Source organism: Paenibacillus sp. fava2 (assembly GCF_058313675.1).
Window position 1 is genome coordinate 5083869 of the sequence record NZ_CM177755.1, and the last position, 25026, is coordinate 5108894.

Sequence of the window (25026 nt, forward strand, 5' to 3'; positions counted from 1 at the left end):
GGTGCTTTGTATTATAACAGCTACTGTATCGTAGCCTGCATATACGTACGCTTCCCCTGGGCGTCCTTCAGATAGGGGCCTAGCCCGGCAAACTTGGAGTGATCCACATACACACCTGTCATCCATCTTCCTTCAGTCAGCCCGCCGTTCCACTGCAGAACCAGATCAGGGGCGGATATCCATTCCTGGTACACCTGTATATGATCTTCCTTATATTCTTTAAATGGCTTACCATTCCCGCTCAGCCGGAACGGGCTGACATAAGTCGGCACAAAATAATGCCCTATAGTATCCAGATCATCCCCGTCCAGAAATGCCTCGCTGCCCAGATAGTGCTGGAACAGAAGCGTATTCTCATACAGTGACCAAATTACAGCCTGCAAAACCATGCTCTGTCTTATCCCGTTATGAAAGGTGAACAGCCGCTGGCTTCCTGATACGGCCCGCTTTGCAGCATCCGCAGGCTCCAGGCAGTGCCGCTCACAGCCGATGCATTTCCAGCCGGACGGACTCTGAATCCATTTCTGAAAGACACTTCCGCTGTCATTATCCCCTTTATATAAAGAGGAAATAATTTCATAGGGCACACCGATCCACGAATCCCATAAGGAGCCGGGAAGATAGCCGTGTAACATGAACAGCGCCTTATCATAAATAAGCTGGACTTTGATCGAAGCAGTCTCCAGTTCGGCAACATCCTCTTTTCCATAGGTTATTTCCCGGGAAAACAAGGTGGTTTTCATCTTCCTCGCCTCCTAAATGTTGTGCAGAACGGATTTCACACTTTGGTTACGCTTTCACACAAATTCTCTGCGACATCATAATCAGCGGCTAGACAGGCTGGCCACGCCAGTTTTTCCTATTATATTACATTTCCGCGTCAGTTGTGCAAGTTTTATTTATTAAAAATTTATATAGACCTGATTAACAGATGAAAAAGCCCCTCATTCCATTAGCGGAAAAAGGGGCTATCAACAGGACTGCAGTAGCGGGACTATTCGACCCAGCTCTCGGCCCAGGACTGGATCTGCTGCATGACCGGCTCAAGCGCGCGGCCCTTTGTTGTTAATTCATACTCGATGCGTACCGGAGTTTCAGGATACACATGTCTTACCAGAATGCCTTCGCATTCCAGATCCTTCATTCGTTCCGACAGCATTTTATCGCTCATTGACGGGATCAGGCCGGAAATATCCTTGAAGCGTTTCGGGCCGCTCATCAATGTCTGGATAATAAGTCCATTCCAGCGTTTGCCTAAGAAAGAGAAGGCCGTTTCGAATCTTGGGCACATCGTCAGCTGATGTTCTTCCATTGTTCTCACCTCTCGTTGTGAAGCTAACTATTAGTTAGTATATATAATTTTAACATATTTATAGCATAATGAACATCGTTTTCCCAAAAAAAGTTCACAGCCTACCTTATTATATCCGCAGTGTCAATCCCCTGTGCCTGCCTGCGGCTTGCGCCGGGAGATGGCCTCAGTTACTACGTAAGCCAGATCATCGTTGCCGTACAGCGACAGCACCCCGAGAACCGTATCATCGGATATGTCCCCGGCTTCTTCTTCCGGTACAGTCAGGGCAAGCGCCCGGCTAAGTGCGGCATTTCCTTCCTGCTGAGGATAAGCCTGCAAATACAGGGCATGCGGGTCCAGCTTGTTGTTTACACACCACTGGGCAAACACGAGAATCATCATTTCTTCATCCCGCTTGTAGCTCTCGATGATTTGCTCCTCCATTGATTTGCGGTAATCGTCCACGTTATTGCTCCTCTCTGTTTATCTGGCAGTCAGCTCTGCCGCCAGCCTGTGACCCGGCAATACGGCGGAAGCAGAGATGCTGCACTGCTCTGGTGTATCAATTGTACTTAAAAAATGCTTGACCGCTCCGCTGAACCCTCTGCGCTCCAGAACGGTATCCCAGCTGCCGAAATTTTGGTTGCGCGGCAGTGAACCCTTTTCATATAACACCGCCCGTTCCAGATCCGTTACCTCTACTGATCTCCCGCTTCCGTGCAGCTCCAGCTTCTCAATATCAGCTCCGGCATCCCTTACCATGCTGTATATTCCGGTAACTCCCCGGTTCCAGCCAAGAATTCCGGAAGACTGAAGCAGCCGTCCTTCACTGTCGGAGTTAAGACTGCTTCTTAGCAGCTCATAGTCATTGCCGCACAGCCACAGCAGCAGATCAAGCATATGGATCAGATCATCATGGACCGTCTCATGGCTGCTGCCGTTCTGCAGGCTGGTGCGGTGCTTGACCGCATGACACTGGCTGATTCCGCCTGCCTTCTCAAGCCATGCTTTGGCTGCCGTATACATCGGTGCGAACCGGCGGTTGAAGCCGACAGCCAGCAGCAGTCCCCGCTCCTCAGCCAGCTTGGCCATCCGCTGCGATTCCTCCAGGTCATAAGATAACGGCTTATCCACATACACCGGTAATCCGTGCTCCAGACATTTGGTAACATACTCATAATGGGTTGTAGTGGGACTGTGCACAAAGACTGCATCCAGGTCCCAGGAGAGCAGCTCATCCAGATCCGTTGTACCCTTGGGTAACCGGTAGGACCGGACAGCCCCCTGCACAGTAGCCGGCGAATGGCTGAGCACGCCGACCACCTCTGCCTGATCGTGGCGGGTCAGAAGCGGCAGATATACTTTGCGGGCGATATCGCCGATCCCGATCATCGCGACTCTTTTACGTACGGGAGTGTTCATAGTACATCTTCCTTTTCATGTCGTATAGATGTATTATACCGTGACATGCCGCTGCGACAATGATCTTTGCTTCATTAATCGGTTTTTTTTCAGTATGATGAGAGGAACAGCTTGTGAAGGGGCATAGTAGAAATGCGAAAAGGATTGATGGTTCTCCTGTATGTTTCGGTTATTATTCTCGCGTTTATCTACAGATATGATCTGCTGGACTGGCTGCGTGAGGATCATAGCCCTGTTCTGTCTTTTATTGCCGCTGTGCTTCTGGCCCTGTTCCCTGTCCTTCCCTACAAACTGATCATCGGCTTGTTCGGTTATGTGTACGGAGGCTTTTGGGCGGCAGTCATCTGCTGGAGCGCAACAACGATTGCCGCAGCGGCCATGTACGGTCTCGTAAAATATCTGTTTCAGCAGCGCGCCTTTACTTATCTGGCTTCAGTGCCCGCGCTCCATAAATTCACCGCTGCTGTTCAGCGCCGCCCGTTTGCTTCCATTGTGTTGGCCAGACTGCTGCCGGTAGTTCCGCAGACTGCAGTGAACATATATGCCGGCGCTGCAGGGTTGCCCTTCTGGAGCTATCTGGCAGCATCCGGAATCGGCAAGCTTCCGGGCATTGCCTTATATGCGTTTCTCGGAGGCGGGCTGTCCGGTCATCCCGGGAGCGTGATTGCAGCATTGGCCCTGTATGGGACAGTATTGGCAGCGGCCGGATGGTCTCTGCGCATGCGGGCAGAGGGTAAGCCCAAAGAACGTTGATCATGCTGGCCGGGGCGTTGGCAGACTGTGCTTATTTGTTTTATAATATAATTAAATTTTAATCAATTAAATAGCATTCCATAATATGGAGGGATATTCATGAGTGAAATTCAATCTGAACATATAGGCTCGAAGACAGAAAAGGCCACCTTTGCAGGCGGCTGCTTCTGGTGTATGGTATCCCCGTTTGAAGACTTGCCGGGCATAGGCGGAATTATCTCCGGGTATACAGGCGGCCATACCGTTAATCCGACCTATCAGGAAGTCTGCTCGGAAACGACCGGGCATGTAGAAGCAGTACAAATTACATTTAACCCTGACATTTTCCCATACAGCAAGCTGCTTGAGCTGTTCTGGCAGCAGATTGATCCGACAGATGCCGGCGGCCAGTTCCATGACCGCGGGACCTCTTACGGCACAGCCGTCTTCTATCATTCTGAAGAACAGCGCCTGGAAGCTGAAGCCTCCAAAGCGGCGCTGGCAGCCAGCGGACGCTTCTCGGCACCGATTGTAACACCCATTCTTCCGGCCAAGCCTTTTTATCCGGCAGAGGAATATCATCAGGATTACCACCGCAAAAATCCCGCCCATTACAAGCGTTACCGCAAGGGCTCCGGCCGGGAAGCCTTTATTGAAGACCACTGGAAGCATAAAGAGGATAAGCAGAGCCTCAAGGAGCGCCTGACTCCGCTGCAATATGAGGTTACACAGAATAATGCGACCGAATCGCCGTTCCGCAATGAGTTCTGGGATCATCACGGCGACGGACTGTATGTGGATATCGTCTCCGGGGAGCCGCTGTTCAGCTCCAGGGACAAATATGATTCCGGCTGCGGCTGGCCCAGCTTCACCCGTCCGCTCCGCGATTATGCGGTTAAGGAAAAAACAGATCTCAGCCATCTGATGATCCGCACTGAGGTCCGCAGCAAGGTTGCCGATTCGCATCTCGGCCATGTCTTCACCGACGGCCCCGGCGAGAATGGCCTGCGCTACTGCATCAATTCAGCTGCCCTGCGCTTCGTGCCCAAGGAGGATCTGGAAAAGGAAGGCTACGGCGAGTACCAGGTGCTTTTCCAGTATGCATAAGCAGCTGAATCCGTTCAGTTCCTGATACCTGCAGAACAGACACAATAAGCCTCCAGCCCATCTTTTGACGGGTTGGAGGCTTTATTATGCATAACATTCGGGAAGTTTACAGAAACAGGCTCATCCCCGGTGCATCGGCAGCTCTTGGCACAAAGCCAAACCTTTCATAAAAGGCTGCTTTTCCGCTTGCTGCGGACAGCTGAATCCAGCGGATTCCCTTTGCTTTGCAATGGCCGATCAAGCGTTCCATTACCATTGTACCGATCCCGAGACCTTGATAATCCGGCCTTACGATTACATCGCAAATCACACACTGGATTACACCGTCGGAAACCATTCTGCCGGCTGCGGCAAGCTTTCCGTCCCTGAGAACACTTAATGTGTACCAGCTGTTTATTAAGGAATCCTGAAGCAGCGTTGAGGTCCAGCGTCCTTCCGGATCCCAGCCGGTCGATTGATAAAGCTCATAATACTCCTGATTATCAGGAAGGCTATCAAGAAATACCAAATCCAATGTCGCTTCCCCCGTCCTATTTACTCGAATGTTCATCCTCTTCTTTGAGCGGTTCGGCTTCCTCAGTCAAGCTTCCAGTGCTGTGACCCGGCAATTCGCGCTGAGTAGTCCTGCCGGCATGTATACGCTCCAGTTTGGTCTCCTGCTCCCGGCCAAGCTTCTTCCGGATAAAGAGCACAACAGCAACAATGACCGCTAATACGACCAGTACAGGCAATGCTGCCGCCAGGAAGACAAACAGCCCCTGGAACATAACCGACAAGGCATGCAGACTCTTCGACAGCGCATCAGAGGCCCGTGTCAGCAGCGGCTCCTGCTCTTTTTTCTGAATATCGACGATACTCGAGCCGCTCTGATAGAGCCGCAGCTCTACTGTTGAAAAGGATACATTCTGGTCAATATAACGCATTCTGCCTTTGATCTGCTCAATGGACTCCTGAATCGCTCCAAGCTCATTGGCAAAGGCTACAAGATCCGAGGATTTGGTCGCTTTTGACATAAAATTGATGTACTGGGTCTCCATCAGCTGCTTCGCCTTAAGGCGTGATTCGAGATCCACATACTCCTCCGACACATCCTGGCCCTCGATGCTCCGCTGAATCCCATTGTTCTTAATCTCCTCGAGCTTGTCAAGAAACGGGGAGAAGCCCGCAGCCGGCACCTTCATCACAAAGTTTCCGCCTTTTTCGTAGTCGGACATATTCTCGGTGAAGCCGATGATATATCCGCCTGCCAGTGTAACCAGGTTGCGCACTTCGGACTGGGCCTTCCCGTAATCCTCTACTTCCATGGTAAGATTCGCTTTATAAATCAGCTTCTTGTTCAGCCCGGCTGCTACGTCAATGCCGCTGAACCCGGATGCCCCCGCCGAGCTGCCGGATGCCTGCTGTCCTGAATTCCCGCCCTTACCGGCCGGAGTATTGCCGCCGGAGTCAGCTTCTCCACCGCCCCTGGCAACCTGATTTAGGTCCACATCTGCTGAGCTGTCGTACTTCATCGTTTCTTCTGCTGCAGGCGCCGCTTCCGTTGAAGCTTCACTGGCTGCCCCCATATTCGCCGCTGCATTGTCACTTGCCGAATTGTTATCACCTGAACCGCAGCCCGCCAGTATCACCGCCAAAACCAATAAACCCGTCAAGTAATGCAGACCCCATTTGCGCATACTCATTCCTCCAAAAGTGTAGTGGATTTCACGCTTCTTTTGTGCAATGCAACCGGACGTTCATCCTGTGTCTGTTTTTCAGATGATCCGCCTACCCATTTGACGTTCCAAATGCTGGAAGGTTGCAGGAGAAATAGTAAAATCGCATCCTTTTCTGAGCTTGGATTCCATAATTAACAATTCAGACATATAGATTTGTGTTCTATAAAAAAACGGACCATCCGACTGCAGGATGATCCGTTTGCGCAAATTCACTTTTTTTGCTACAATTATTATGCCTATCGACTCTGAAAAGACAAGATACACCAAATACCCTGTATTCATCTGAATAAGGGTAAGGTCTGTTCGGACAAGCTCCACCTTGCTGAACAGGGCGCTATTCGCTCTAACAATATTGATACTCTACTATAAGGGGAGGTGACCCTCATGGCAAAAGACGTTATGTGTGCCGTAAACTCTTGCACCTACTGGGCTGAAGAGAACAAATGTAACGCTGAATCGATCTTCGTTGCTTATCACAGCTCCAAGGAGCCTAAGCACTCTGAAGAAACAGACTGCAAAACATTCGAAAGCAAATAAGCAATACTCTCAGAAGGGACCCTCCACGGTTCCTTCTTTTCTGTTTCTCATTTTATCAAGAATGATAATTATTATCAAGTGTTTTTTCATGAAAAATCTTTACCTTTGCGAAACACTCCGGTAATTCGGCCTGATTGCAACCCCTGCTGAAACACCGTACAATGGGTTTACGTTTTCACGATTAAACCAATCCGGAGGGTGAACGATGATCAAGCAAATTGGCCAGGTTATGCTGTATGTAAATGATCAGGATCAGGCATTGCGCTTTTGGACAGAAAAGCTCGGGTTTATCAAAGTTTCGGAAGCGGACAACGGACAAGGCCTGCGCTGCATTGAAATATCGCCAGCAGAAGGCGCTCAGACCTCATTCGTGCTTCACAACAAGCAGCTCATCGCTGAAATGCAGCCGGAGCTTAATCTGGGTACGCCTTCCATTCTGCTGTTCACCGATGACATTGACTCTCTGTATACGGAATTCCAGGCAAAGGGCATTACTGTCGGAGAGCTGGTTGAGATGCCGGAAGGCCGGGTGTTTAACTTCGCCGATGATGAGAACAACTATTTTGCGATAGTGCAAAAATAACAGTCTGACAACGACCATTACGCCACCACAGCTATTGTGGTGGCGTTTATTCTGAACCGCGGACGCTTACGCATCCGCGGTTACCGTCCTTCTAAACTCCGACTGCCTTCCTCACCTGCTCTGCCGCCTCTACCATATTGCGCAGCGCTGCACCGGTTTCTTCCCAGCCTCTGGTTTTCAGGCCGCAGTCCGGGTTGATCCAGAACTGTCCGGCGTCAAGGACACGCAGCGCACGTTCGATACTGGCGGTCATCTCCCGCGTATCCGGTACCCGCGGACTGTGGATATCATATACGCCAAGCCCGATTCCCTTATCATATTCCTGCTCCTCAAAGCTGACAATCAGCTCACCGTGGCTGCGTGAGGTTTCAATGGAGATCACATCCGCGTCCATTGCCGAGATAGAATCAATCATATCGTTAAATTCACTGTAGCACATATGGGTATGGATTTGCGTTGTGTCCTTGACCGGATTCGTAGCAATCCTGAAAGCCCGCACTGCCCAGTTCAAATAGTGTTCATGATCCTCCGCCTTCAGCGGCAGCCCTTCGCGGATAGCCGGCTCATCCACCTGGATCATCTCAATTCCGGCAGCTTCCAGCGCTTCTACCTCCTGGCGCAGCGCGAGCGCGATCTGATTCGCCACCGCTTCACGGCTCAGATCATCCCGGACGAATGACCAGTTCAGGATCGTCACCGGTCCGGTCAGCATTCCTTTGACCGGCAGCTTGGTGAGCGACTGGGCATAGACACTTTCCTTGACGGTCATCGGCTCTGTAAATGCGACGTCAGCATAGATAACCGGCGGCTTCACACAGCGGGAGCCGTAGGACTGCACCCAGCCCCCTTTGGTGAACAGATAGCCGGCCAGCTTCTCGCCGAAAAATTCCACCATATCCGTCCGTTCAAACTCCCCGTGCACCAGCACATCCAGGCCAAGCGCTTCCTGGAAAGCAATGGCATCCTCGATCTGCTTGCGCACGAATGCGTCATAGCGCTCCTGGCTCCACACGCCCTTGCGCCACTTGAGGCGGGCCTGCCGGACCTCCGCTGTCTGCGGAAAGCTGCCGATCGTCGTTGTCGGCAGCAGCGGCAGCTGCCATTTGTCGCGCTGGACCTTCTGCCGCTCGGCAAAAGGCAGGCTGCGGCTGTCCGGAAGCTGCTGCAGGCTATGCACCTGCTCTGCTACATCTCTGCGGCCGCGCTCCGGCAGCGCGCGGAACAGGGACAAGGCCTCGCGGTTCTCAGCCAGCTCGGCGGCATAGCTGTCCTGCCCGTCCGCTGCCGCTGCAGCAATCAGGCTCAGCTCCGCCAGCTTCTCGTCCGCGAAGGCGATGGCGTTCCTGACCGTGCTCTTCAGCCGGTCCTCGCCCTGCACCGATACCGGTACGTGCAGCAGGCTGCAGGACGGCTGCAGAATGAGCCGTCCGTCCGGCACGAAGGCCCGCAGCTCACGGATCAGCTCCAGCTTGGCAGCGGCATCGCTGCGCCAGATGTTGCGCCCGTCAATGATGCCGGCGCCGAGCCACTTGTCATCCGGCCAGCCCAGCCGCCGGATGGATTCGAGGTTCGCTCCGCCATCATGGACAAAGTCCAGGCCAAGCCCGGCCACCGGAAGGTTCAGCAGCGCCTCCAGCGGCTCCGCAGCCTCAAAGTAAGTCTGCAGCAGCAGCTTGAGTCCAGGCACCTCAGAGGCAATAGTCTCATAAATGCGCTCCAGAAGCCTGATATCTTCTGTACCCAGCCCGGTGACAACCGCAGGCTCGTCGATCTGCACCCAGGCTACCCCCTCCTGCTGCAGCTCCTGCAGCAGCTGGATGTAGACCGGAAGGAAGCGGTCTGCTACCGCTGCAATATCTGCAGCCCGGAAGCCCTTGGACAGCTTCAGGAACGTGTAAAGGCCGAGTACAACCGGCTTGCCTTCGATTCCAGCCTGCTCTTTGGCGAACCGGTAAGCGGCAAGCGGCTTATTGGCTGTCAGCACCGGAGTCTGTTCACCGATCTCCGGCACGATATAGTGGTAATTCGTATTGAACCATTTGGTCATTTCGCAGGCGGTGGCGCCGGTGTTGCCGCGGGCCATTGCAAAATACAGCTCCAGGGAAATCTCTCCGCCCTCATAGCCGTAACGCGGCGGGATGATGCCGAACATGGCAGCCGTGTCCAGCACATGATCATAGAAGGTGAAGTCGCCGACCGGAATCAGGTCAATTCCTGCCTGCTGCTGTGTTCTCAGATGCTGAAGCTGCAGACCGGCCATACCGGCCCTCAGCTGCTCCTCGCTGATTTTGCCGCCCCAGAAATCTTCGAGAAGCTTCTTCCATTCCCGGTTTTTGCCGATTCTCGGGTAACCGAGGCTGCTTGTTGTTATAGTGCTAGACATAATGACTCACTCCTAGTTCACATAATTGTATTTATCACGTTGTTATACGATGCCGGATATTAATAACGCAAGCGTTGCCGTCTCTCCTGGTCTTCGCCGCTGCCGTGCACCTGATCTGCTGCAATCATACTAACCGCAGGGATAGTCCGCAATAGCTTTGCCGTTTCCCGGCTATACACATTCTCTATAGCTGATACCGCAAACTGCCTGCAGAGCAAGTCCGCCAGCGCGTTTCCGTTCTCCGCCTTTTCATCCATCGGGGCGGAAAATACCGGAAATTGCCGGGAAACCGCAAAGAAACGGCGGCCCCTTCCCTTCCCGGGAGGAGCCGCCGTTTGCAGCAGCCTGCTATAAATTAGGTTTATGGAGGTTGTCAATCGGACCGCTTAGAACCAGACCAGATAGACCACGGCAGCCAGTACAATCCGGTAGATTGCGAACGGCAGCAGCTTGATCCGGTTGATCAGCTTCAGGAAGAAGCGCATCGACAGCAGCGCGAACAGAAAGGCGCTGATGAAGCCGGCGATGAAGAACGGCAGCGCATCCAGCGTAAAGTACTGCCAGTTCTTAATGAGCGAGATCAGACTGGCACCGGCCATAATCGGCACTGCCATAATAAAGGTAAAGTCCGCGGCAGCCCGGTGGCTCATTCCGAGCAGCACGCCTCCGGAAATAGTCGAACCGGAGCGGGAAAAGCCCGGCCAGAGCGACACACACTGAATCAGGCCGACCGACAGCGCCTGACGGTATGTAATTTGGTCGACCGTTTCTGTTTTTGGTTTTTTGGGCGCAAAACGGTCTGCAATGATCATAAAGATGGCTCCGACGACCAGACCGATCAGCACCGTTGAGGTTGAAAAGAGATGTTCATCAATATAATCCTCAAACAGCAGGCCGAAAACGCCTGCCGGAATCAGGCCGACAAGGACCTGCCCCAGCTTCAGCCGGCCTTCTGTCTCCACCTGCGGCACACCATCCGGCACGGCAGTCATTTCTTTACGGCTGAACCGCTTGAGTCCCAGCAGATCAATAAACCGTTTGTAGAAAATAATGACCACCGCGAGGATCGATCCCAGCTGGATTACAACCTTAAACGTATTGGCTGTATATTTTCCCAGAAACTCCTGGGATTTCAGCCACATGTCATCCACAATGATCATATGGCCCGTGGAGGAAACCGGAGCAAATTCAGTCAAGCCTTCAACGATACCGAGAATAATTGCTTTCATAATGGTTAGCAGCTCCATGTTTTTCCCTCCTTATGATTGTCTCTGCCTGTGCAGAGTAATAAACTTCTGTTATGCAGCCCGCAGCTTAGCTGCGGGCTTTACCCGCCGCCTGGCGTCTGCGGAAGAACAGCACGCCCAGCACAAGAATCCCGGCTGCAAGCAGGGCGTAGACAACGTTCGAGTAGGCATCCATATAACCGGCGATGTCTTCCCATGACTCACCCAGGGCCGCACCGAGCAGAATGAGCAGCGTATTCCAGCCCAGCGTACCGATGGTGGTGAACAGCATGAACTGGCCGAACTTCATCCCCGACATCCCCGCCGGAATGGAGATCAGGCTGCGCACCAGCGGAATCATCCGGCAGAACAGAACCGTCCAGTAGCCATATTTGTCAAACCAGGCATCTGCCCGGCGGATATCCTTGGCGCTGATCCGCAGCCAGCCGCCCCAGCGCTCGACAATCTTCTCCAGCCTGCTTACATCGAGCAGCCGGCCGACCCAGTACAGCACGACCGCGCCGAGCAGAGAGCCGACCGTAGCGGCAATCAGCACACCGGGAATCGTCATATCCGAGGTTGTCGTCATAAATCCGCCGAACGGCAGGATGATCTCAGAAGGGATCGGCGGAAAAATGTTCTCGAAGGCCAGCATCAGCATAATGCCGAGATAACCGAACTGCTCCATAAAGTCAGTAATCCAGGTTTTCATTGTAAAGTCCTCCGCATTCAAGTCAATTTTTTTTGAGGTTACGCAGATAACGGCCGCGGATCAGGAAGAAATACAGCCCCTGCACCGCCAGATAACCGGCCAGCACCGCTCCGGTCTCCACAGCAATGGACAGGTAAAACAGCCGCTGAAGGGCGATAAAAGCAAAGAGGCTGTGCAATATGGCCATTCCAACCGGGATAAAAAACATCAGTGCCAGCTGCAGCGTAACGGTACGATCCAGCTCCTGGTCGGTCAGCCCCATTTTAGACAAGGTGGAATACTGCTGCCGGTCATGGTCCAGATCTGTATACAGCCTGAAATATAAGAAGCTGCCTGCGGCGATGAAAAAGACGGTCCCTACCAGCAGGGAAGCGAACAGCATCGTGCTGTAAAGGATTTTCTGAATTTCAAACAGCGTGCCGCTGACAACTACGGCATAGGGGGCATCGCTCTCATAGGCCATTTTCCCCTTGTCACTGAGGGACCTTGCAATCCCAGAGGTTTGCGGAAAATCCTCCACGTAGAAGCCTGTATAGCGGTCTGTGTGCACAGGAGTAATGGCCTGGAACAGACTGTCACTGACCACAATTCCGCTGAAATCCCCGCCGTCCCTGCCGTCCAGCTCAGGCAGCAGATATTCGGCAATTGGGACATGCCCGGTATAGCCGGCTTCAACAATCTCCACTCCCTGCTCCAGTGTATATACCGCCTCAACCCGGCTGGAGGTTAAGCTGCGGTCACGCTGCGAGCCGATCATCACCAGCCCTTCGCTGCCCTGCAGCGGCTGTTCGCCGGAGACGAATCCCGCCTTCTCCAAAGCCTGCATGTAGTCGCTGTAAGCGATCAGAGGCAACTGGCGCGTCAGGTCCGGCCCCGTCTGGGAGACTACCTCCGCATATTTTACCGGGAGCGTTAAGGTTTCATAAGGCAATCCGAGGCGCTCCAGCTCGCTGCGGATTCCCTGCAGATCATGCTCTGCCCTGTCTCCACTCTGATTGGCCTTGGCCACATAGCCTACAGCCGCCGGATAATCCAGCTTCAGTTCTCTGGACAGGGTATGGATCGAGGCAAACACGCCGACAGAGGTAAAGGACACCGCCGACACAATCGTCACCATAAAAAACATCCGCCCGTTGGCCTTCCAGCGGTATGACAGACCCGACAGCATAATCAAATTCGTCTTATGCCAGTAGAACCGGCGTATGCGGCGCAGCACACCCGCGATATACAGGCTCAGCTGTGTATAAAACAGGTAGGTCCCGATAACCGTAATGGCTACCACCGGGAACATGACCCGCTCCACTGAGGAGGCCGAGGCAGAGGCTGCAAGGGCGTATCCGCCGAGCAGCAGCAGTGCAGAGACGGCAGCCCACACAGGGGATACCCGAGGCGCCTGCTCCTTCCTGCGTCCCCCGTGGAACAGGCCGCGAGAGGAATCCTGCCCGATCAGAACGAAGGTTCCGAGAGAGATCAGGACGAACAGCAGGGCGAAGCTGCTGATTGTCAGCACAGGCGCCTGCCAGGAGAAATAAAAATCCAGCGGACCGATCCCGAGAAAGCCTGCCCCGATCATCAGAAACAGCTTGCCCAGCAGAATGCCAAGCAGGGTACCGCTCAGGATGGCCATGCCGCCGATCATCATATTTTCCAGAAATACCATTTTGTTGAGCTGGCCTTTGGTCATTCCGTGCATCAGCAGGATCCCGAACTCCAGCTTGCGTGATTGCAGAAAGGAGCCGACGGACACCAGAACGAACAGTGAGGAGAAGACAAAGATGATGCCCTCCGCCGCCAGCATCGTATTGGCCGCAGTGTTTAGAATCAAGTCATCTTTAATGGCCGGATGAAAAACAAACAGCGCACAGAGAAAAAAAATCATTACCGAAAAGGAGCTGCAGACGAAATAGGCGGCATACTTGCGTTTGTTGCGTGTGACATTTCTATAGGCGAACTGGCGAAAGGTCATGGGAAGCTCCTCCGAGCAGCGACAGCATGTCGATGATATTTTGGAAAAAAGCCGCCCTGCTGCTTCCCCGGTACATCTCGTTGTAGAAACGCCCGTCTTTGATAAAGATGACGCGATGACAGAAGCTGGCCGCCACAGCATCATGGGTAACCATCAGCACGGTAGCCCCCTCGGCCTCGTTCACCTCAGCCAGGAGCCCCATGACCTCGCCGGCCGTTTTGGAATCGAGGCTCCCTGTAGGCTCATCCGCCAAAATCAGTGACGGGCGGTGGATCATCGCCCGGGCAATCGCCACGCGCTGCATCTGGCCGCCGGAAATCTCGTAGGTACGCTTGCCCAGCAGCTGCACGATTTCCAGCCTCGCCGCCACTTCCTGCAGCCGGCGTTCCATTTCTGCCACCGGTAAGCCGGCCAGAGTGAGCGGAAGAACGATGTTCTCCTCTACAGTAAGAGTATCCAGCAGATTGAACTGCTGGAAGACGAAGCCCAGCTCCTTGCGCCGGAACAGCGCCTTCTCCTTACGGTCCAGCGTGTTCGGATCGCGGCCACCGATCATCACTTCACCCGAGGTAGGCTCATCAATGGTGGCAATCACGTTGAGCAGCGTCGTTTTACCGCTGCCGGAAGGGCCCATAATGCCGACGAATTCCCCCTTCTCTACAGCAAAGCGGATGTGGTTCAGCGCGTGGATCGAGACCTTGCCCTCGTATATTTTAGATAAGTTGTGTACGTCTAACAGGGGCAAGTGCTTCCGCTCCTTCTGTCTTAGATTGCTTTTATTATACAAAGTGTTAACACCAGGCACTATTTCTGAAACTTACAGTCACCTTACATTATTGTAAGCAAGTAAGGGTTGACAGGAGCGGCAGCATCTCCTATATTTATATGCATGAGCATACATTTAATAAAAGCATGCCAAATTCAGGCACTCTGCCAAGGAGAGATAACCGAATGAATGATCTGTTCACCCCTTATGAGCTTAAGGATTTAAAACTGAAAAACCGTGTAGTTCTGCCTCCTATGTGCCAATATTCCGTTACTGAGAGGGACGGTATTGCTACAGACTGGCATTATAACCATTATGTAAGCCGGGCCGTTGGCGGCACCGGGCTGATTATTATAGAAATGACGGATGTGGAGCCGGACGGCCGCATTACCGATTATGATCTGGGCATCTGGTCTGACGAGCATATCCCTGCCCTGGCGCGGATTGTCGACGCCTGCCATGCCTACGGGGCCAAAGTGGGCATACAGATTGCCCATGCCGGACGCAAGGCCGAAGACGCAGCCGTTCCTGTATCCTCCTCCCCGATCCCGTTCGACGATAAATCCAAAACACCCCGCGAGCTGACAACAGCAGAAGTTAAGGACATGGTCGGCAAGTTCCAGGCCGGCGTGAGACGTGCGGTTAAAGCCGGTTTTGATGTGATTGAGCTGCACGGCGCCCACGGCTACCTGATCCACCAGTTCCATTCACCGCTGACCAACCGCAGAACAGATGAGTACGGACAGGACCTTACCCTGTTCGGCAAGGAAGTCATCGCTGCCGCAAGACAGGAAATGCCTGAAGGCATGCCGCTCATTATGCGCATCTCGGCACAGGAATATGTTGAAGGCGGCTACGGCCTCAAAGAAAGCCTGAATATCGGCGCAGCCTATAAGGAAGCAGGCGCTGACATCTTTCATATCAGCGCAGGCGGCGAAGGTGCTATTGCTGCGGCGGGCAGACCCGGAACGCATGCGGCTTACCAGGTGCCGCTGGCCCGGGCATTCAAACAGGAGCTGGCGGTTCCCGTCATTGCCGTTGGCCGGCTGGATGAACCAGCGCTTGCCAATGCAGTAATCGGCAACGAGGAAGCGGATCTGATCGCTGTCGGCCGCGGAATGCTGCGCAACCCTTACTGGACGCTGGAGGCCGGCGTACAGCTCGGCAAGGCTGCAGGCGTTCCGAAGCAGTATGCATTCGGTTTTCCACGTACCAGTAATTAATCGGTAAACCGGAGGGTACATTCTGGTATATGGTTCATGCAGCATTACAGCCGGCTGACTTCTTTGCTCGCAACCCGCAGGGCGGAAATGGTATAATGGATTTTAACTAATTTCATGTGCCGGCATGCACCGGGAGAGGACTTTGCAGATGAAGAATAATCCGGAGAATGATCTGATAGCCAGCTGGCTGTCTCTGACTCATTTACAGATGAATGTTGCCAATGAACTGGAAGCAAGGCTCCAGGAGAAGTATCAGCTGTCACTCAAGGAATTTTACCTGCTGCTCTTTCTGTCCGAAGCCCCAGAGAAGAAGCTGAGGCTGCAGCAGCTTGAGGCCATGGTCGGCCTCAGCCAGAGCGCGGTCTCCCGGCTGGTCAGCCGGTTCGAAGCCAAGGGCTGCGGCGCGCTGGAGCGCAAGTCATGCGATAGCGACCGCAGAAGCATCTATACCTCGCTGACAGCGATTGGACAGGGCAAGGTGGACCGCGCCCGGGTAACCGTGGGCGAGGTGCTGGCGGAGGCATTTCCGCACAGTGAAGCTGCACAGCTGCTGGAGCAGCTTGCGCGGCTGGGGCAACAGCAATAGGCTGCAGCAGCCTTTAACGGCGCTCACGATAAATACCCCGCTATCTCAAACAGGATAGCGGGGTATTTTTATGCAGGTTCGTCCATCAGTAAGTCACTCTTCCGGCCGCGCCGGCATACAACGTATTAGACACTTAAGCTGGAGGTATACCCCATGCTCTTCGCGCTGATGCAGCTGCTTGGCGGTTTTATTCTGTCTGTGGGCTGGATTCCGCAGATTATTCAGATTGTAAGGACAAAATCAGTGACTGACCTTAATCTAAAAGCTTATCTGCTGATGCTGCTGGGCATCGGACTGATGGAAGCTTATGCAGTAAATCTCGCTGTACAGGGGAGCGGCCTGGCGTTTCTGATTACGAACACGCTGTCTCTGGCCGTTGTCTCTACCGTAGTGGTTCTGATCCTGCACTACCAGCCCCCGCGTTCCCGGAGAAAATAATCCGAACCGCCGTCCCCTTGCCCACCTCGGAGGAAATCTCCACCTCATGCCCCAGCTTGCCGCAAATCTGCTTAACCAGATACAGGCCCATCCCGGTAGATTCCTGAAAGGTCCGCCCGTTGACACCGGTAAAATACGGATCAAACACACGGGGCAGGTCGCCTGGCGGAATGCCTACCCCTTCATCTCGGACTTCAAGCGTGACCCGCCCCTGTTCCTCCGTATAGGCGTGAAAATGTACAAGTCTGCCCTCCTCCACCGTATACCGCAGCGCATTCGTAATCAGCTGGGTCAGCACAAATCCCAGCCACTTCTCGTCGGAGGTGATGGTGATCCCGCTGTCAACGGCGATTGCCGGAAACACGCGCTTGCGGATAAACAGCCTTTTCTGCTCGGAAGTCACACTGCGCACGACAGCAGCCAGCTCCAGCTGCTCCACATAAAAGTCATGCTCGAACGTATCGAGCCGGGCGGTATACAGCACCGTATCCAGCCCCTTCTTCAGCCGGTCCAGCTCATCGCCGATTGCCGTAAACGGGGGGCCGTCCTTATCCTGAATAATCAAATGAATGACAGACAGCGGCGTCTTCATCCCGTGCACCCACTGGTTGATGAAATGAATATGCTCCTCCAGCTTGTGGCGGTAGCTGTGCAGATCATTCTGATAAAGCCGGAACTGCCGGGTCAGCAGATTGCGCAGGCTGTCGGCAAGCGGCGAGCTCTGGGCCGGGCCGCCCGATTCATCGAGCGAATCCGGCTGTGTCTGCAGCCGTTCATAGAAAGAACGGTTAGTGATGTAGCGGAAAGCCAGATAAGCCAGCAGCAGGCAGGTGCTTAGCAGCATCGCGTACAGGCTCACCTCCACTGTGCTTCCGCCGTCCAGCCGGTATACCAGCGTAATGATCAGCAGCTGCGACAGATACACTACAATTAACGGCGTCTGTTCCCGAAAAAACAGCCTCACTGCGCTTCACCCCAGTCGCCCGATAACCGGTAGCCTTGGCCGCGCACAGTCTGAAGCCCGTCCTGGATTTCCAGGACGGCCAGTTTTTTGCGGACCCGTGTTACATAGACATTCAGTGTATTATCATCGACAAATGCCTGCTCATCCCAAATTTTCTCCAGCAGCCGGTCGCGCGTGACGACCGTACCGGCTTTTTGCATCAGCTCATCGAGGATTTTGGCTTCTGTATGGCTTAGCTCAATCCTCGCTCCGCCCCGCGAGAGCAGCAGCCGGTCCACATCAAGCAGCAGTCCCGAGACATTCAGGCTGCGCTCATTGCCTCCGGCAGCATAGGAGCCATAAGCGCGGCGGAGATGGCTTTTGATTTTGGCAAGCGCAATTTCATAGTCAAACGGCTTCGTAATATAATCATCCGCCCCGTTTTCCAGTGCCATTACCTGATCCATTTTTCCTTCACGGGCGGAGATGAACAGAATCGGACAGGTGGAAATACCGCGAATCTGCCGGCACCAGTAATAACCGTCGAATTTGGGCAGATTGACATCCAGCAGTACAAGGTGCGGCGCATATTGTTCAAATTCGGTCCTTACCGCTTCAAAATCCTGTACAGCCTTTGTCTCATAGCCGAACTTATGTAAATAATCCTGAAGCAGGGTCACCAGACCCTGATCATCCTCGATAATGAATATTTTGAACATAGAACGCCTCCGGTTGCAGCCCCGGCCTATGCCAGGGGGTTTGCCCATAATATATACAGTCCCGGCAGGCTAGTCAAATAAGATATACACTATATAAGAGATTCTTGCAGGATCAGGAGGCCTGGCGGCAGCAGGTGAATGGCAGGCCTTCCGCTCTCTGCTGCCCTGCGCAAACAAACAGCCGTCCCTCCGGTCAACCCGGCGGTACGGCTGTTATGTTCTTTATAGTAACCAGGCACTGCTTATCTGCCGTCGAGCAGATTGCCCAGGCCGCCGAGAATACTGCCTTCCTCCTTGCGTCCGGAGCCGCCTGCCGCCGACAGGATGCGGTCGGCCATCCGGCTGAACGGCAGGGACTGCACCCATACCTTGCCCGGTCCGCGCAGGGTGGCAAAGAATAGGCCTTCGCCGCCGAACAGGGCGGTTTTGACGCCTTTGACGAATTCAATATTGTAATCCACGGATGAGGTCATCGCCACAAGACAGCCTGTATCCAGCTTTATCGTCTCGCCCGGCTGCAGCGTCCGCTCCAGCACATGTCCGCCGGAGTGAACGAAAGCAAGGCCGTCCCCCTCCAGCTTTTGCATAATGAAGCCCTCACCGCCGAAGAAGCCTACGCCCAGCTTGCGCTGAAATTCGATGCCCACAGAGACGCCCTTGGCTGCACAGAGGAAGGAATCCTTTTGGCAAATGACTTTGCCGGAATACTTCTGGAGATCAAGCGGGATAATCTTGCCCGGATACGGCGCAGCGAAGGTTACATTCTTCCGCCCATAATGCCCGCTGTGTGTGAAGACGGTCATGAACAGGCTTTCTCCGGTCAGGATCCGCTTGCCTGCACCCATTAGCTTGCCCATCAGTCCGCTGCCCTGCCGCGAGCCGGAGCCGTCACCAAAAATCGTCTCCATTGTAATTTCCGGGTCCATCATCATAAAACTGCCCGCTTCGGCTACCACACTCTCTCCGGGATCAAGCTGAACCTCCACACACTGGATTTCCTCGCCCATAATGACATAATCAATTTCATGCGCACTCATACCTGCAGCCTCCTAAAGGGTTAATAATGCTTAGTATCCGCTTCTCTGTGATTTCCTGATGTTATGAACGAGATATATACGCGCTGACCGCTGTTAGGGTTTCAGTCTTGCAGGCACAAATAAAGGCCAGCTCAGATGCATTGCATCATAAGCTGGCCTTTGATCATGAACCCCGCGCTGCGGGGTTAACTTTGCGCTGATCACGCTACTGAACCATCATGCGGCTTGCTAAGTTTGGGCTGAAGCTTCGGTACTTTGTTCAGCTTTGGTCTGCCCAGTGATGTAGTCAAGGTGATGACATAACCGGCTACTACTACAGCCATCACTGTATACAGTGTCTCCTTGACCGGCATATAGATAAGCGACAATGCCAGAACAATAACATCCATAAGGATGAAAACCGTACCTACCTTAATACCCTTCCACTCACTGATCAGCAGCGACAAAATGTCGTCACCGCCGCTCGCACCGCCGCCCCGCAGGACCAAGCCTGCACCAAGACCTGTCAGTACGCCGGATAACAAGGCCGCAAGCGGCAGGTTACCCTGCAAGTCAATCACCCATCCGGAATAGCGCTCCATCAGTCCGTAGAACAGCGTAAAGGCTGCTACAGAGATGAACGTGTTCACCACGAACGATCTTCCTTTAAAAATCATGGCGATTATAAGTACTGGTATGTCCAAGAGTAGAGTCGATACAGATGGTGAAATGCCTAGTACATATTTGCCGAGCAGTGCCAGGCCGACAAACCCGCCCTCGGTCAAATGGTTCTGATAATTAATGTGATAATAAGTAAACGCTAATAGCAAAGTTCCGGACAAAATAACGGTGAGTCGTAACGGCAGTTTCATGCCGTCGTTGTGATTCCTCATACAGGTCTCCCCTTATCGTAGTTGGCGGCTTAGACATCACCGGACCCTCTACGACGGGTTACACCAGAGGAGCTTATCCTTCGCATACAATACTCCCTTCCCATGGCAGAGGCGGCTTCGTCACTAACAACGTTTCGCACCTACTACAGGGAAGCTAAGTATAAGACAGATCATAACGTTTCCAAATCGTCCTTTGGGGAATCGTCCTTCGGGGACACATGGTATCCTGATCCTTTCTTTAATTTGATAACTTCTGAATAGATTATACCACGCGGCGGGCCGTCTCTAAACAGGTTTCCAGTAAAAACATCACGATTCATGTAAATTTTACGCTGTATTCATGTAAAACTTACATTCAGCCCTGGTTCCGCAGCAGACGGTTGACCGTTTCGCGCCGGACGCCGATCAGCTGTCCGATTTCTTCCTGGGTTAACAGATCTGTCAGCTGTGCTCCGTAAGCATAATCTTTCATCCAGCGGTTCAGCAGCTCCATGCGCTCGGCCGGAGAGCCGACGGTCAGGTGATCCAGACGGGTCTGCATGAACCGGACCTTCTCCTGGAGCAGCAGCGCGATCTCCATCACTTTGTCCGGATTCTCGCGAAGCTCCCGGTACCATTCCGCCGCCGGAATGATCTCGATTTCGCTTTTGATCATGGCAACAGCCGTTCCATGCGCCTCCTTAGGCGAAATGAGGGAATGATGGGGGACCGTCTCACCGGGATACAGCAGATTGAACAGCACCATATTCCCGTTCTCATGCAGCCTTGTTACTTTGAACAGCCCGCTCTTCACCTTATACAGATAATCGCAGCTGTCTCCCTGACGGAACAAGACTTCCCCTCTGTGCAGAATCATTTCGCTCTCTCCTTTAGCTTCTGTTTATGTATATTAATAATTATACAGAATTACACCTTAAAATTGCAGTGGAATCTAATAAAGAAAAAACTGCGGGGAACAGACCGATGTCTGATCCCCGCAGCTTTCAGTGCGGATCGTTATTTATTATTTCGTCTGCAGCGGTTTCTTCCAAAGACCGAGCGTAATGCCGGAGATCACGGCACCGATCAGCACAGCCAGCAAGAACAGCAGCGCGTTGCTGGAAAGAAAAGCAACGAATATCCCGCCGTGCGGTGCAGGCACGTTAATGTGCCAGAGCTGTGTCAGTCCGCCGGCAACAGCAGAACCGATGATACAGGTGGTAAGCACACGCAGCGGATCGGCTGCGGCAAACGGAATTGCACCTTCAGTAATAAAGGAAAGTCCCAGTACGTAGTTCGTAATCCCGGACTTTCGTTCGGTTTCGGTAAACTTGTTCTTGAACAGGGTAGTTGCCAGCGCAATTGCCAGCGGAGGCACCATACCGCCGGCCATTACCGCAGCCATCATCAGGCCGTTCGTGTTACCGCTGGAGGTGAATACCCCGATTGCAAAGGTGTATGCCGCTTTATTGAACGGGCCGCCCATATCGATAGCCATCATTCCGCCAAGCACAATACCCAGGAGCACCATGTTGCCTGTGCCCAATCTGTTAAGGGCATCAATCATTGCTGTATTAATGGAGCCAAAGACCGGATCGAATATATAATAGGCTACAGCTCCGGTGATCAGCAGGCCAAAGACCGGGTAGAGCAGAATCGGCTTCAGTCCGTCAAGCGTGCGCGGCAGGCCGGCAAAGGCTTTACGCAGGCCGATGATGACATAACCGGCCAGGAAACCGGCGGCCAGACCGCCAAGGAAGCCGGCGTTGGAATTCAGAGCCATAATACCGCCGACCATACCCGGCATAAGCGCCGGACGGTCGCCGATGCTCATCGCGATAAATCCGGCGAGGATCGGGATCAGGAAGTGGAAAGCACCGTCACCGCCGCCGATCGTCTGCAGCAGCTTCACCAGCGGGTTATCGACGCCGGCCACCTGCTCGATCAGGAAGGAAATGGCAAGCAGGATACCGCCGCCGACTACGAACGGAAGCATGTGTGAAATACCGTTCATCAAATCTTTGTAGATTTTGCTTCCCACGCTGCCGGATTTGGCCGGAGCAGCTTCGCTGCTGGTGCTACGTCCGCCGTCCTGGTAGATCGGCGCATCGCCCTTGAGCGCTTTGCTGATCAGCTCCTCAGGCTTGCGGATACCGTCACTTACCGGTCTTTGCAGCACCGGCTTGCCGGCGAAGCGGGCCATCTCGACATTTTTGTCTGCCGCCACAATAACACCGCTGGCCCGGCGGATCTCATCCTCGGTAAGCACATTCTGAGCGCCTTCCGAACCATTCGTTTCAACGCGGATATTAACGCCCATCTCCAGCGCTTTCTTCTTCAGTGCATCTTCCGCCATAAAGGTATGGGCAATACCTGTAGGACATGCTGTAACTGCTACTACAAAACCGGAGGAATCCGGATTCCCGACAATCACCTTCTCAGGCGAAGGCTTTGCTGCAGGTGCAGCTTGTTCTGCTTCCGCCTTGGCTTCCTGTTCCGTCTGCTTGGCGTCGAACAATGCGGCCACCTCATCCGGACTGGAGGCATTCATGAGCGATTCGATGAATTCGCTTTCAATGAGCAACCTGGACAGAGCTGCGAGTGTTCGCATGTGCATATTTCCAGCACCTTCCGGTGCAGCAATCATAAAGAATAGCTTGGCCGGCTCATCGTCCAGTGATTCATACTCAACGCCTGCGCTGCTCTTGGCGAACACTACTGTCGCCTGATCCACCGCAGAGGTTTTGGCATGAGGCATGGCAATTCCGCCGCCGATTCCGGTGCTGGACTGGGCTTCACGCGCCAGAATTTTTTCTTTGAACAGCACCTTGTCGTTGATTCTTCCGCTGGCTGCCAGGCTGGCGATCAGCTCGTCGATCGCCCCTTCCTTGGTAGTTGCCTGCAGATTCATGATCATTGCTTCCTTTATCATCAAATCTGTAATTCTCATATTGATCAGCTCCCTATGTTCCTCTAAATGCTGTTAACTACCTTATAGCTGTGTAATCTGAATCTGCGGGCGCAGCTTACTGATGAATCCGCCATCCGCCAGATCATCGGAGAATGCCGTTGCACTGCCTGAAGCTACACCTGTGCGGAACGCCTCCAGCACATCGCCTTCCCTGGACAAGGTACCTACAAACCCGGCAATCATTGAATCCCCTGCGCCTACCGAATTTCTCACCTGACCGGTTGGCGCACTCGCACTATACACTCCCTGCTCCGTAATCAGCAGTGCGCCGTCTCCGGCCATCGAGACCAGCACATGCTGTGCTCCCGACTCCAGCAGCTTACGGCCGTAGGTAATAATTTCTTCTCTGGTGCTGATGGTAACCCCGAACAGTTCGGCAAGCTCATGGTGATTGGGCTTGACAAGCAGCGGACCGTGTACAAGAGCCTGCTGCAGAGCCTGCCCCGTAGTATCTATGACGAACTGTGCATCCTGCTGCTTGCACACCCCGATCAATCTGTTATAGAAATCCCCGCCAAGTGAAGGCGGAATGCTGCCGGATAAAACGACAATATCCCCGGCCTGAAGATTACTCAGCTTATTTATCAGCGCTTCAGCTTCAGCGGCGGTAATTTCCGGTCCGGCTCCGTTAATCTCGGTTTCTTCTCCTGATTTCAGCTTGATATTGATCCGCGTGTCTCCGCCGACAGGAACGAAACTGCTTGAGGTCCCTTCCTCCCGGAGCCAGTCCTCGATGAACCGGCCGGTGAAACCGCCGAGAAAGCCGGTCGCCGTATTGTCTACCTTAAGCTGGTTCAGCACACGCGACACGTTGATGCCTTTGCCGCCGGGCAGCTTCAGATCCCGGGACATCCGGTTCAGGCTGCCTAGTTTCATATCTTCCACTTCCACGATGTAATCAATGGAAGGATTGAGTGTAACGGTGTAAATCATGTTCATCCCTCATTATTGTGGTTTACTTGCCTTCACACGATAGTGAAGCCGACATCCATGGCTTCAAGGCCGCGGGTGAAGCTGCCTTGCACTGCCGAATCCAGGATGCAGTGGTCGATTTCGTGCAGATCAGCCACTTTGCAGAAGGAGACCTGGCCAATCTTGCTGTGGTCTGCCAGCAGAATAGACTGTTTGGCAACAGCGATCATTTTGCGCTTCGTAGCCGCCTCCAGCATATTCGGAGTGGTAATGCCCTCCTGCAGGTCAAGCCCGTTCGTTCCGAGAAAGGCTTTGTCTACCCGCACCATCTCCAGCGACCGTTCCGTCATCGGACCGACAAAGGCCATCGTATCCGGCCGCAGCATCCCGCCGGTAATCGACACTTCGATATTCCGGCAATCCCTCAGCTCATTCAGGGCCATAATCGAATTGGTAATGACCTTCAAGTTAGAGAAGCTCTTGAGCGCCTTGGCAATCTGCAGGGTGGTTGTTCCTCCGTCAAGCAGAATGGCATCGCCTTCCTGAATCATCTGGACTGCCTTGGCGGCAATCCGCTGCTTCTCGTCCAGAAGACGGTCTGCCTTGTCCGGAAAGGCAGCCTCAAAGTTCACGCTCTGCAGGGATACCGCCCCGCCATGCGTACGCTTCAGCAGCCTTGCTTCCTCCAGTTCCTTCAGATCCCGCCGGATTGTCGATTCAGAGACGCCGAGCTGGAGGCTAAGCTCCTGCACCGATGCCCTTGTATGCTGCTCAACGAACTGTACAATATTCCGTTTTCTTTCCTCTTCAAACAGCACAGCAGTCAACTCCCTGTACGCATAGCGTAAGCATGTAGTCCGCCTGCTATGCAGTATCTGTATATTTGCTTACGTTTTTGAT

The 25026-nt window shown here is 53.4% G+C and carries 27 protein-coding genes; 7 read left to right on the forward strand and 20 right to left on the reverse strand.

The genetic code is table 11. From position 1 onward, the window contains the following. Positions 1 to 20 precede the first annotated feature (20 nt). From AC4G46_RS22460 to AC4G46_RS22475, 4 genes are all read right to left on the reverse strand, one after another. A complete protein-coding gene (locus AC4G46_RS22460; protein ID WP_491124652.1) occupies positions 21 to 743 on the reverse strand; it encodes a hypothetical protein in 723 nt (240 codons plus the stop codon). Between the two features lie 251 nt (positions 744 to 994). After that, the gene (locus AC4G46_RS22465) at positions 995 to 1312 is read right to left on the reverse strand and encodes a winged helix-turn-helix transcriptional regulator (RefSeq protein ID WP_038594991.1); all 318 of its coding nucleotides are present in this window, start codon (positions 1310 to 1312) and stop codon (positions 995 to 997) included. A 123-nt stretch (positions 1313 to 1435) separates the two neighbouring features. Beyond that, entirely contained in the window at positions 1436 to 1738 is a 303-nt protein-coding gene (yxiS, locus tag AC4G46_RS22470; RefSeq protein WP_491128955.1) for a protein YxiS, read from the reverse strand. Between the two features lie 39 nt (positions 1739 to 1777). After that, the gene (locus AC4G46_RS22475) at positions 1778 to 2716 is read right to left on the reverse strand and encodes a Gfo/Idh/MocA family protein (RefSeq protein ID WP_491124653.1); all 939 of its coding nucleotides are present in this window, start codon (positions 2714 to 2716) and stop codon (positions 1778 to 1780) included. 132 nt (positions 2717 to 2848) lie between these two features. Here AC4G46_RS22475 and AC4G46_RS22480 point away from each other — a divergent pair, with 132 nt between their 5' ends. After that, positions 2849 to 3469 carry a TVP38/TMEM64 family protein gene (locus tag AC4G46_RS22480; protein WP_491124654.1) on the forward strand — a complete coding sequence of 207 codons (621 nt, stop codon included), beginning with the start codon at positions 2849 to 2851 and terminating at the stop codon, positions 3467 to 3469. Between the two features lie 99 nt (positions 3470 to 3568). After that, on the forward strand, positions 3569 to 4555 hold the full coding sequence (gene msrB / locus AC4G46_RS22485) for a peptide-methionine (R)-S-oxide reductase MsrB (RefSeq protein WP_491124655.1): 987 nt from the start codon (positions 3569 to 3571) through the stop codon (positions 4553 to 4555). A 106-nt stretch (positions 4556 to 4661) separates the two neighbouring features. On the opposite strand, the gene AC4G46_RS22490 is transcribed toward msrB, so the two are convergent. Together AC4G46_RS22490 and AC4G46_RS22495 are read right to left on the reverse strand one after the other, a co-directional pair. Continuing rightward, the gene (locus AC4G46_RS22490; protein ID WP_491124656.1) at positions 4662 to 5069 is read right to left on the reverse strand and encodes a GNAT family N-acetyltransferase; all 408 of its coding nucleotides are present in this window, start codon (positions 5067 to 5069) and stop codon (positions 4662 to 4664) included. A 16-nt stretch (positions 5070 to 5085) separates the two neighbouring features. Further along, on the reverse strand, positions 5086 to 6231 hold the full coding sequence (locus tag AC4G46_RS22495; protein ID WP_491124657.1) for a DUF4349 domain-containing protein: 1146 nt from the start codon (positions 6229 to 6231) through the stop codon (positions 5086 to 5088). Between the two features lie 426 nt (positions 6232 to 6657). On the opposite strand from AC4G46_RS22495, the gene AC4G46_RS22500 reads away from it, so the two are divergent. Both AC4G46_RS22500 and AC4G46_RS22505 read left to right on the forward strand, forming a co-directional pair. After that, the gene (locus AC4G46_RS22500; RefSeq protein WP_090712784.1) at positions 6658 to 6810 is read left to right on the forward strand and encodes a DUF1540 domain-containing protein; all 153 of its coding nucleotides are present in this window, start codon (positions 6658 to 6660) and stop codon (positions 6808 to 6810) included. A gap of 205 nt (positions 6811 to 7015) precedes the next feature. Then, positions 7016 to 7393 carry a VOC family protein gene (locus AC4G46_RS22505; RefSeq protein WP_491124658.1) on the forward strand — a complete coding sequence of 126 codons (378 nt, stop codon included), beginning with the start codon at positions 7016 to 7018 and terminating at the stop codon, positions 7391 to 7393. 91 nt (positions 7394 to 7484) lie between these two features. Here the strand turns inward: AC4G46_RS22505 and metE are convergent, their stop codons facing one another. The 6 genes from metE to AC4G46_RS22535 form a co-directional block, all read right to left on the reverse strand. Further along, entirely contained in the window at positions 7485 to 9776 is a 2292-nt protein-coding gene (metE, locus tag AC4G46_RS22510) for a 5-methyltetrahydropteroyltriglutamate--homocysteine S-methyltransferase (RefSeq protein WP_491124659.1), read from the reverse strand. A 59-nt stretch (positions 9777 to 9835) separates the two neighbouring features. Then, a complete protein-coding gene (locus tag AC4G46_RS22515) occupies positions 9836 to 10033 on the reverse strand; it encodes a hypothetical protein (protein WP_491124660.1) in 198 nt (65 codons plus the stop codon). A 129-nt stretch (positions 10034 to 10162) separates the two neighbouring features. Then, positions 10163 to 11023 (reverse strand): undecaprenyl-diphosphate phosphatase, encoded by an 861-nt coding sequence (locus AC4G46_RS22520; RefSeq protein ID WP_221798389.1) that lies wholly within the window; start codon positions 11021 to 11023, stop codon positions 10163 to 10165. 67 nt (positions 11024 to 11090) lie between these two features. Beyond that, positions 11091 to 11714 (reverse strand): DedA family protein, encoded by a 624-nt coding sequence (locus AC4G46_RS22525; RefSeq protein WP_491124661.1) that lies wholly within the window; start codon positions 11712 to 11714, stop codon positions 11091 to 11093. 22 nt (positions 11715 to 11736) lie between these two features. Next, a complete protein-coding gene (locus tag AC4G46_RS22530; RefSeq protein ID WP_491124662.1) occupies positions 11737 to 13680 on the reverse strand; it encodes an FtsX-like permease family protein in 1944 nt (647 codons plus the stop codon). Beyond that, a complete protein-coding gene (locus AC4G46_RS22535; RefSeq protein WP_491124663.1) occupies positions 13655 to 14425 on the reverse strand; it encodes an ABC transporter ATP-binding protein in 771 nt (256 codons plus the stop codon). The genes AC4G46_RS22530 and AC4G46_RS22535 overlap by 26 nt, the downstream gene beginning before the upstream one ends. Before the next feature lie 206 nt (positions 14426 to 14631). Between AC4G46_RS22535 and AC4G46_RS22540 the strand changes: the two genes are divergently transcribed. The 3 genes from AC4G46_RS22540 (at position 14632) to AC4G46_RS22550 (ending at position 16693) form a co-directional block, all read left to right on the forward strand. Further along, on the forward strand, positions 14632 to 15669 hold the full coding sequence (locus tag AC4G46_RS22540) for an NADH:flavin oxidoreductase/NADH oxidase (protein ID WP_491124664.1): 1038 nt from the start codon (positions 14632 to 14634) through the stop codon (positions 15667 to 15669). Between the two features lie 148 nt (positions 15670 to 15817). After that, complete coding sequence (locus tag AC4G46_RS22545; RefSeq protein WP_491124665.1) at positions 15818 to 16255, forward strand: MarR family winged helix-turn-helix transcriptional regulator; 438 nt, start codon at positions 15818 to 15820, stop codon at positions 16253 to 16255. Between the two features lie 153 nt (positions 16256 to 16408). Further along, complete coding sequence (locus tag AC4G46_RS22550) at positions 16409 to 16693, forward strand: PQ-loop domain-containing transporter (RefSeq protein ID WP_491124666.1); 285 nt, start codon at positions 16409 to 16411, stop codon at positions 16691 to 16693. Here the strand turns inward: AC4G46_RS22550 and AC4G46_RS22555 are convergent. From AC4G46_RS22555 to AC4G46_RS22590, 8 genes are all read right to left on the reverse strand, one after another. Further along, positions 16638 to 17657 carry a sensor histidine kinase gene (locus AC4G46_RS22555; RefSeq protein WP_491124667.1) on the reverse strand — a complete coding sequence of 340 codons (1020 nt, stop codon included), beginning with the start codon at positions 17655 to 17657 and terminating at the stop codon, positions 16638 to 16640. The two genes, AC4G46_RS22550 and AC4G46_RS22555, sit on opposite strands and share 56 nt — an antisense overlap. Continuing rightward, positions 17654 to 18355, reverse strand: a complete 702-nt coding sequence (locus AC4G46_RS22560; RefSeq protein ID WP_491124668.1) for a response regulator — start codon at positions 18353 to 18355, stop codon at positions 17654 to 17656. The genes AC4G46_RS22555 and AC4G46_RS22560 overlap by 4 nt, the downstream gene beginning before the upstream one ends. A gap of 242 nt (positions 18356 to 18597) precedes the next feature. After that, positions 18598 to 19392: a TIGR00266 family protein gene (locus AC4G46_RS22565; protein WP_090712806.1), complete on the reverse strand. Its 795-nt coding sequence runs from the start codon at positions 19390 to 19392 to the stop codon at positions 18598 to 18600. A 200-nt stretch (positions 19393 to 19592) separates the two neighbouring features. Continuing rightward, entirely contained in the window at positions 19593 to 20264 is a 672-nt protein-coding gene (locus tag AC4G46_RS22570) for a YitT family protein (protein ID WP_068728538.1), read from the reverse strand. 355 nt (positions 20265 to 20619) lie between these two features. Then, entirely contained in the window at positions 20620 to 21120 is a 501-nt protein-coding gene (locus tag AC4G46_RS22575) for a Crp/Fnr family transcriptional regulator (protein WP_068728537.1), read from the reverse strand. Positions 21121 to 21267: 147 nt separating this feature from the next. Then, positions 21268 to 23193, reverse strand: coding sequence for a PTS fructose transporter subunit IIABC (locus tag AC4G46_RS22580; RefSeq protein ID WP_491124669.1), 1926 nt, complete (start codon positions 23191 to 23193; stop codon positions 21268 to 21270). Positions 23194 to 23235: 42 nt separating this feature from the next. Continuing rightward, complete coding sequence (gene pfkB / locus AC4G46_RS22585; protein WP_491124670.1) at positions 23236 to 24147, reverse strand: 1-phosphofructokinase; 912 nt, start codon at positions 24145 to 24147, stop codon at positions 23236 to 23238. Positions 24148 to 24179: 32 nt separating this feature from the next. Then, the gene (locus AC4G46_RS22590; RefSeq protein WP_491124671.1) at positions 24180 to 24944 is read right to left on the reverse strand and encodes a DeoR/GlpR family DNA-binding transcription regulator; all 765 of its coding nucleotides are present in this window, start codon (positions 24942 to 24944) and stop codon (positions 24180 to 24182) included. Between the last annotated feature and the right edge of the window lie 82 nt (positions 24945 to 25026).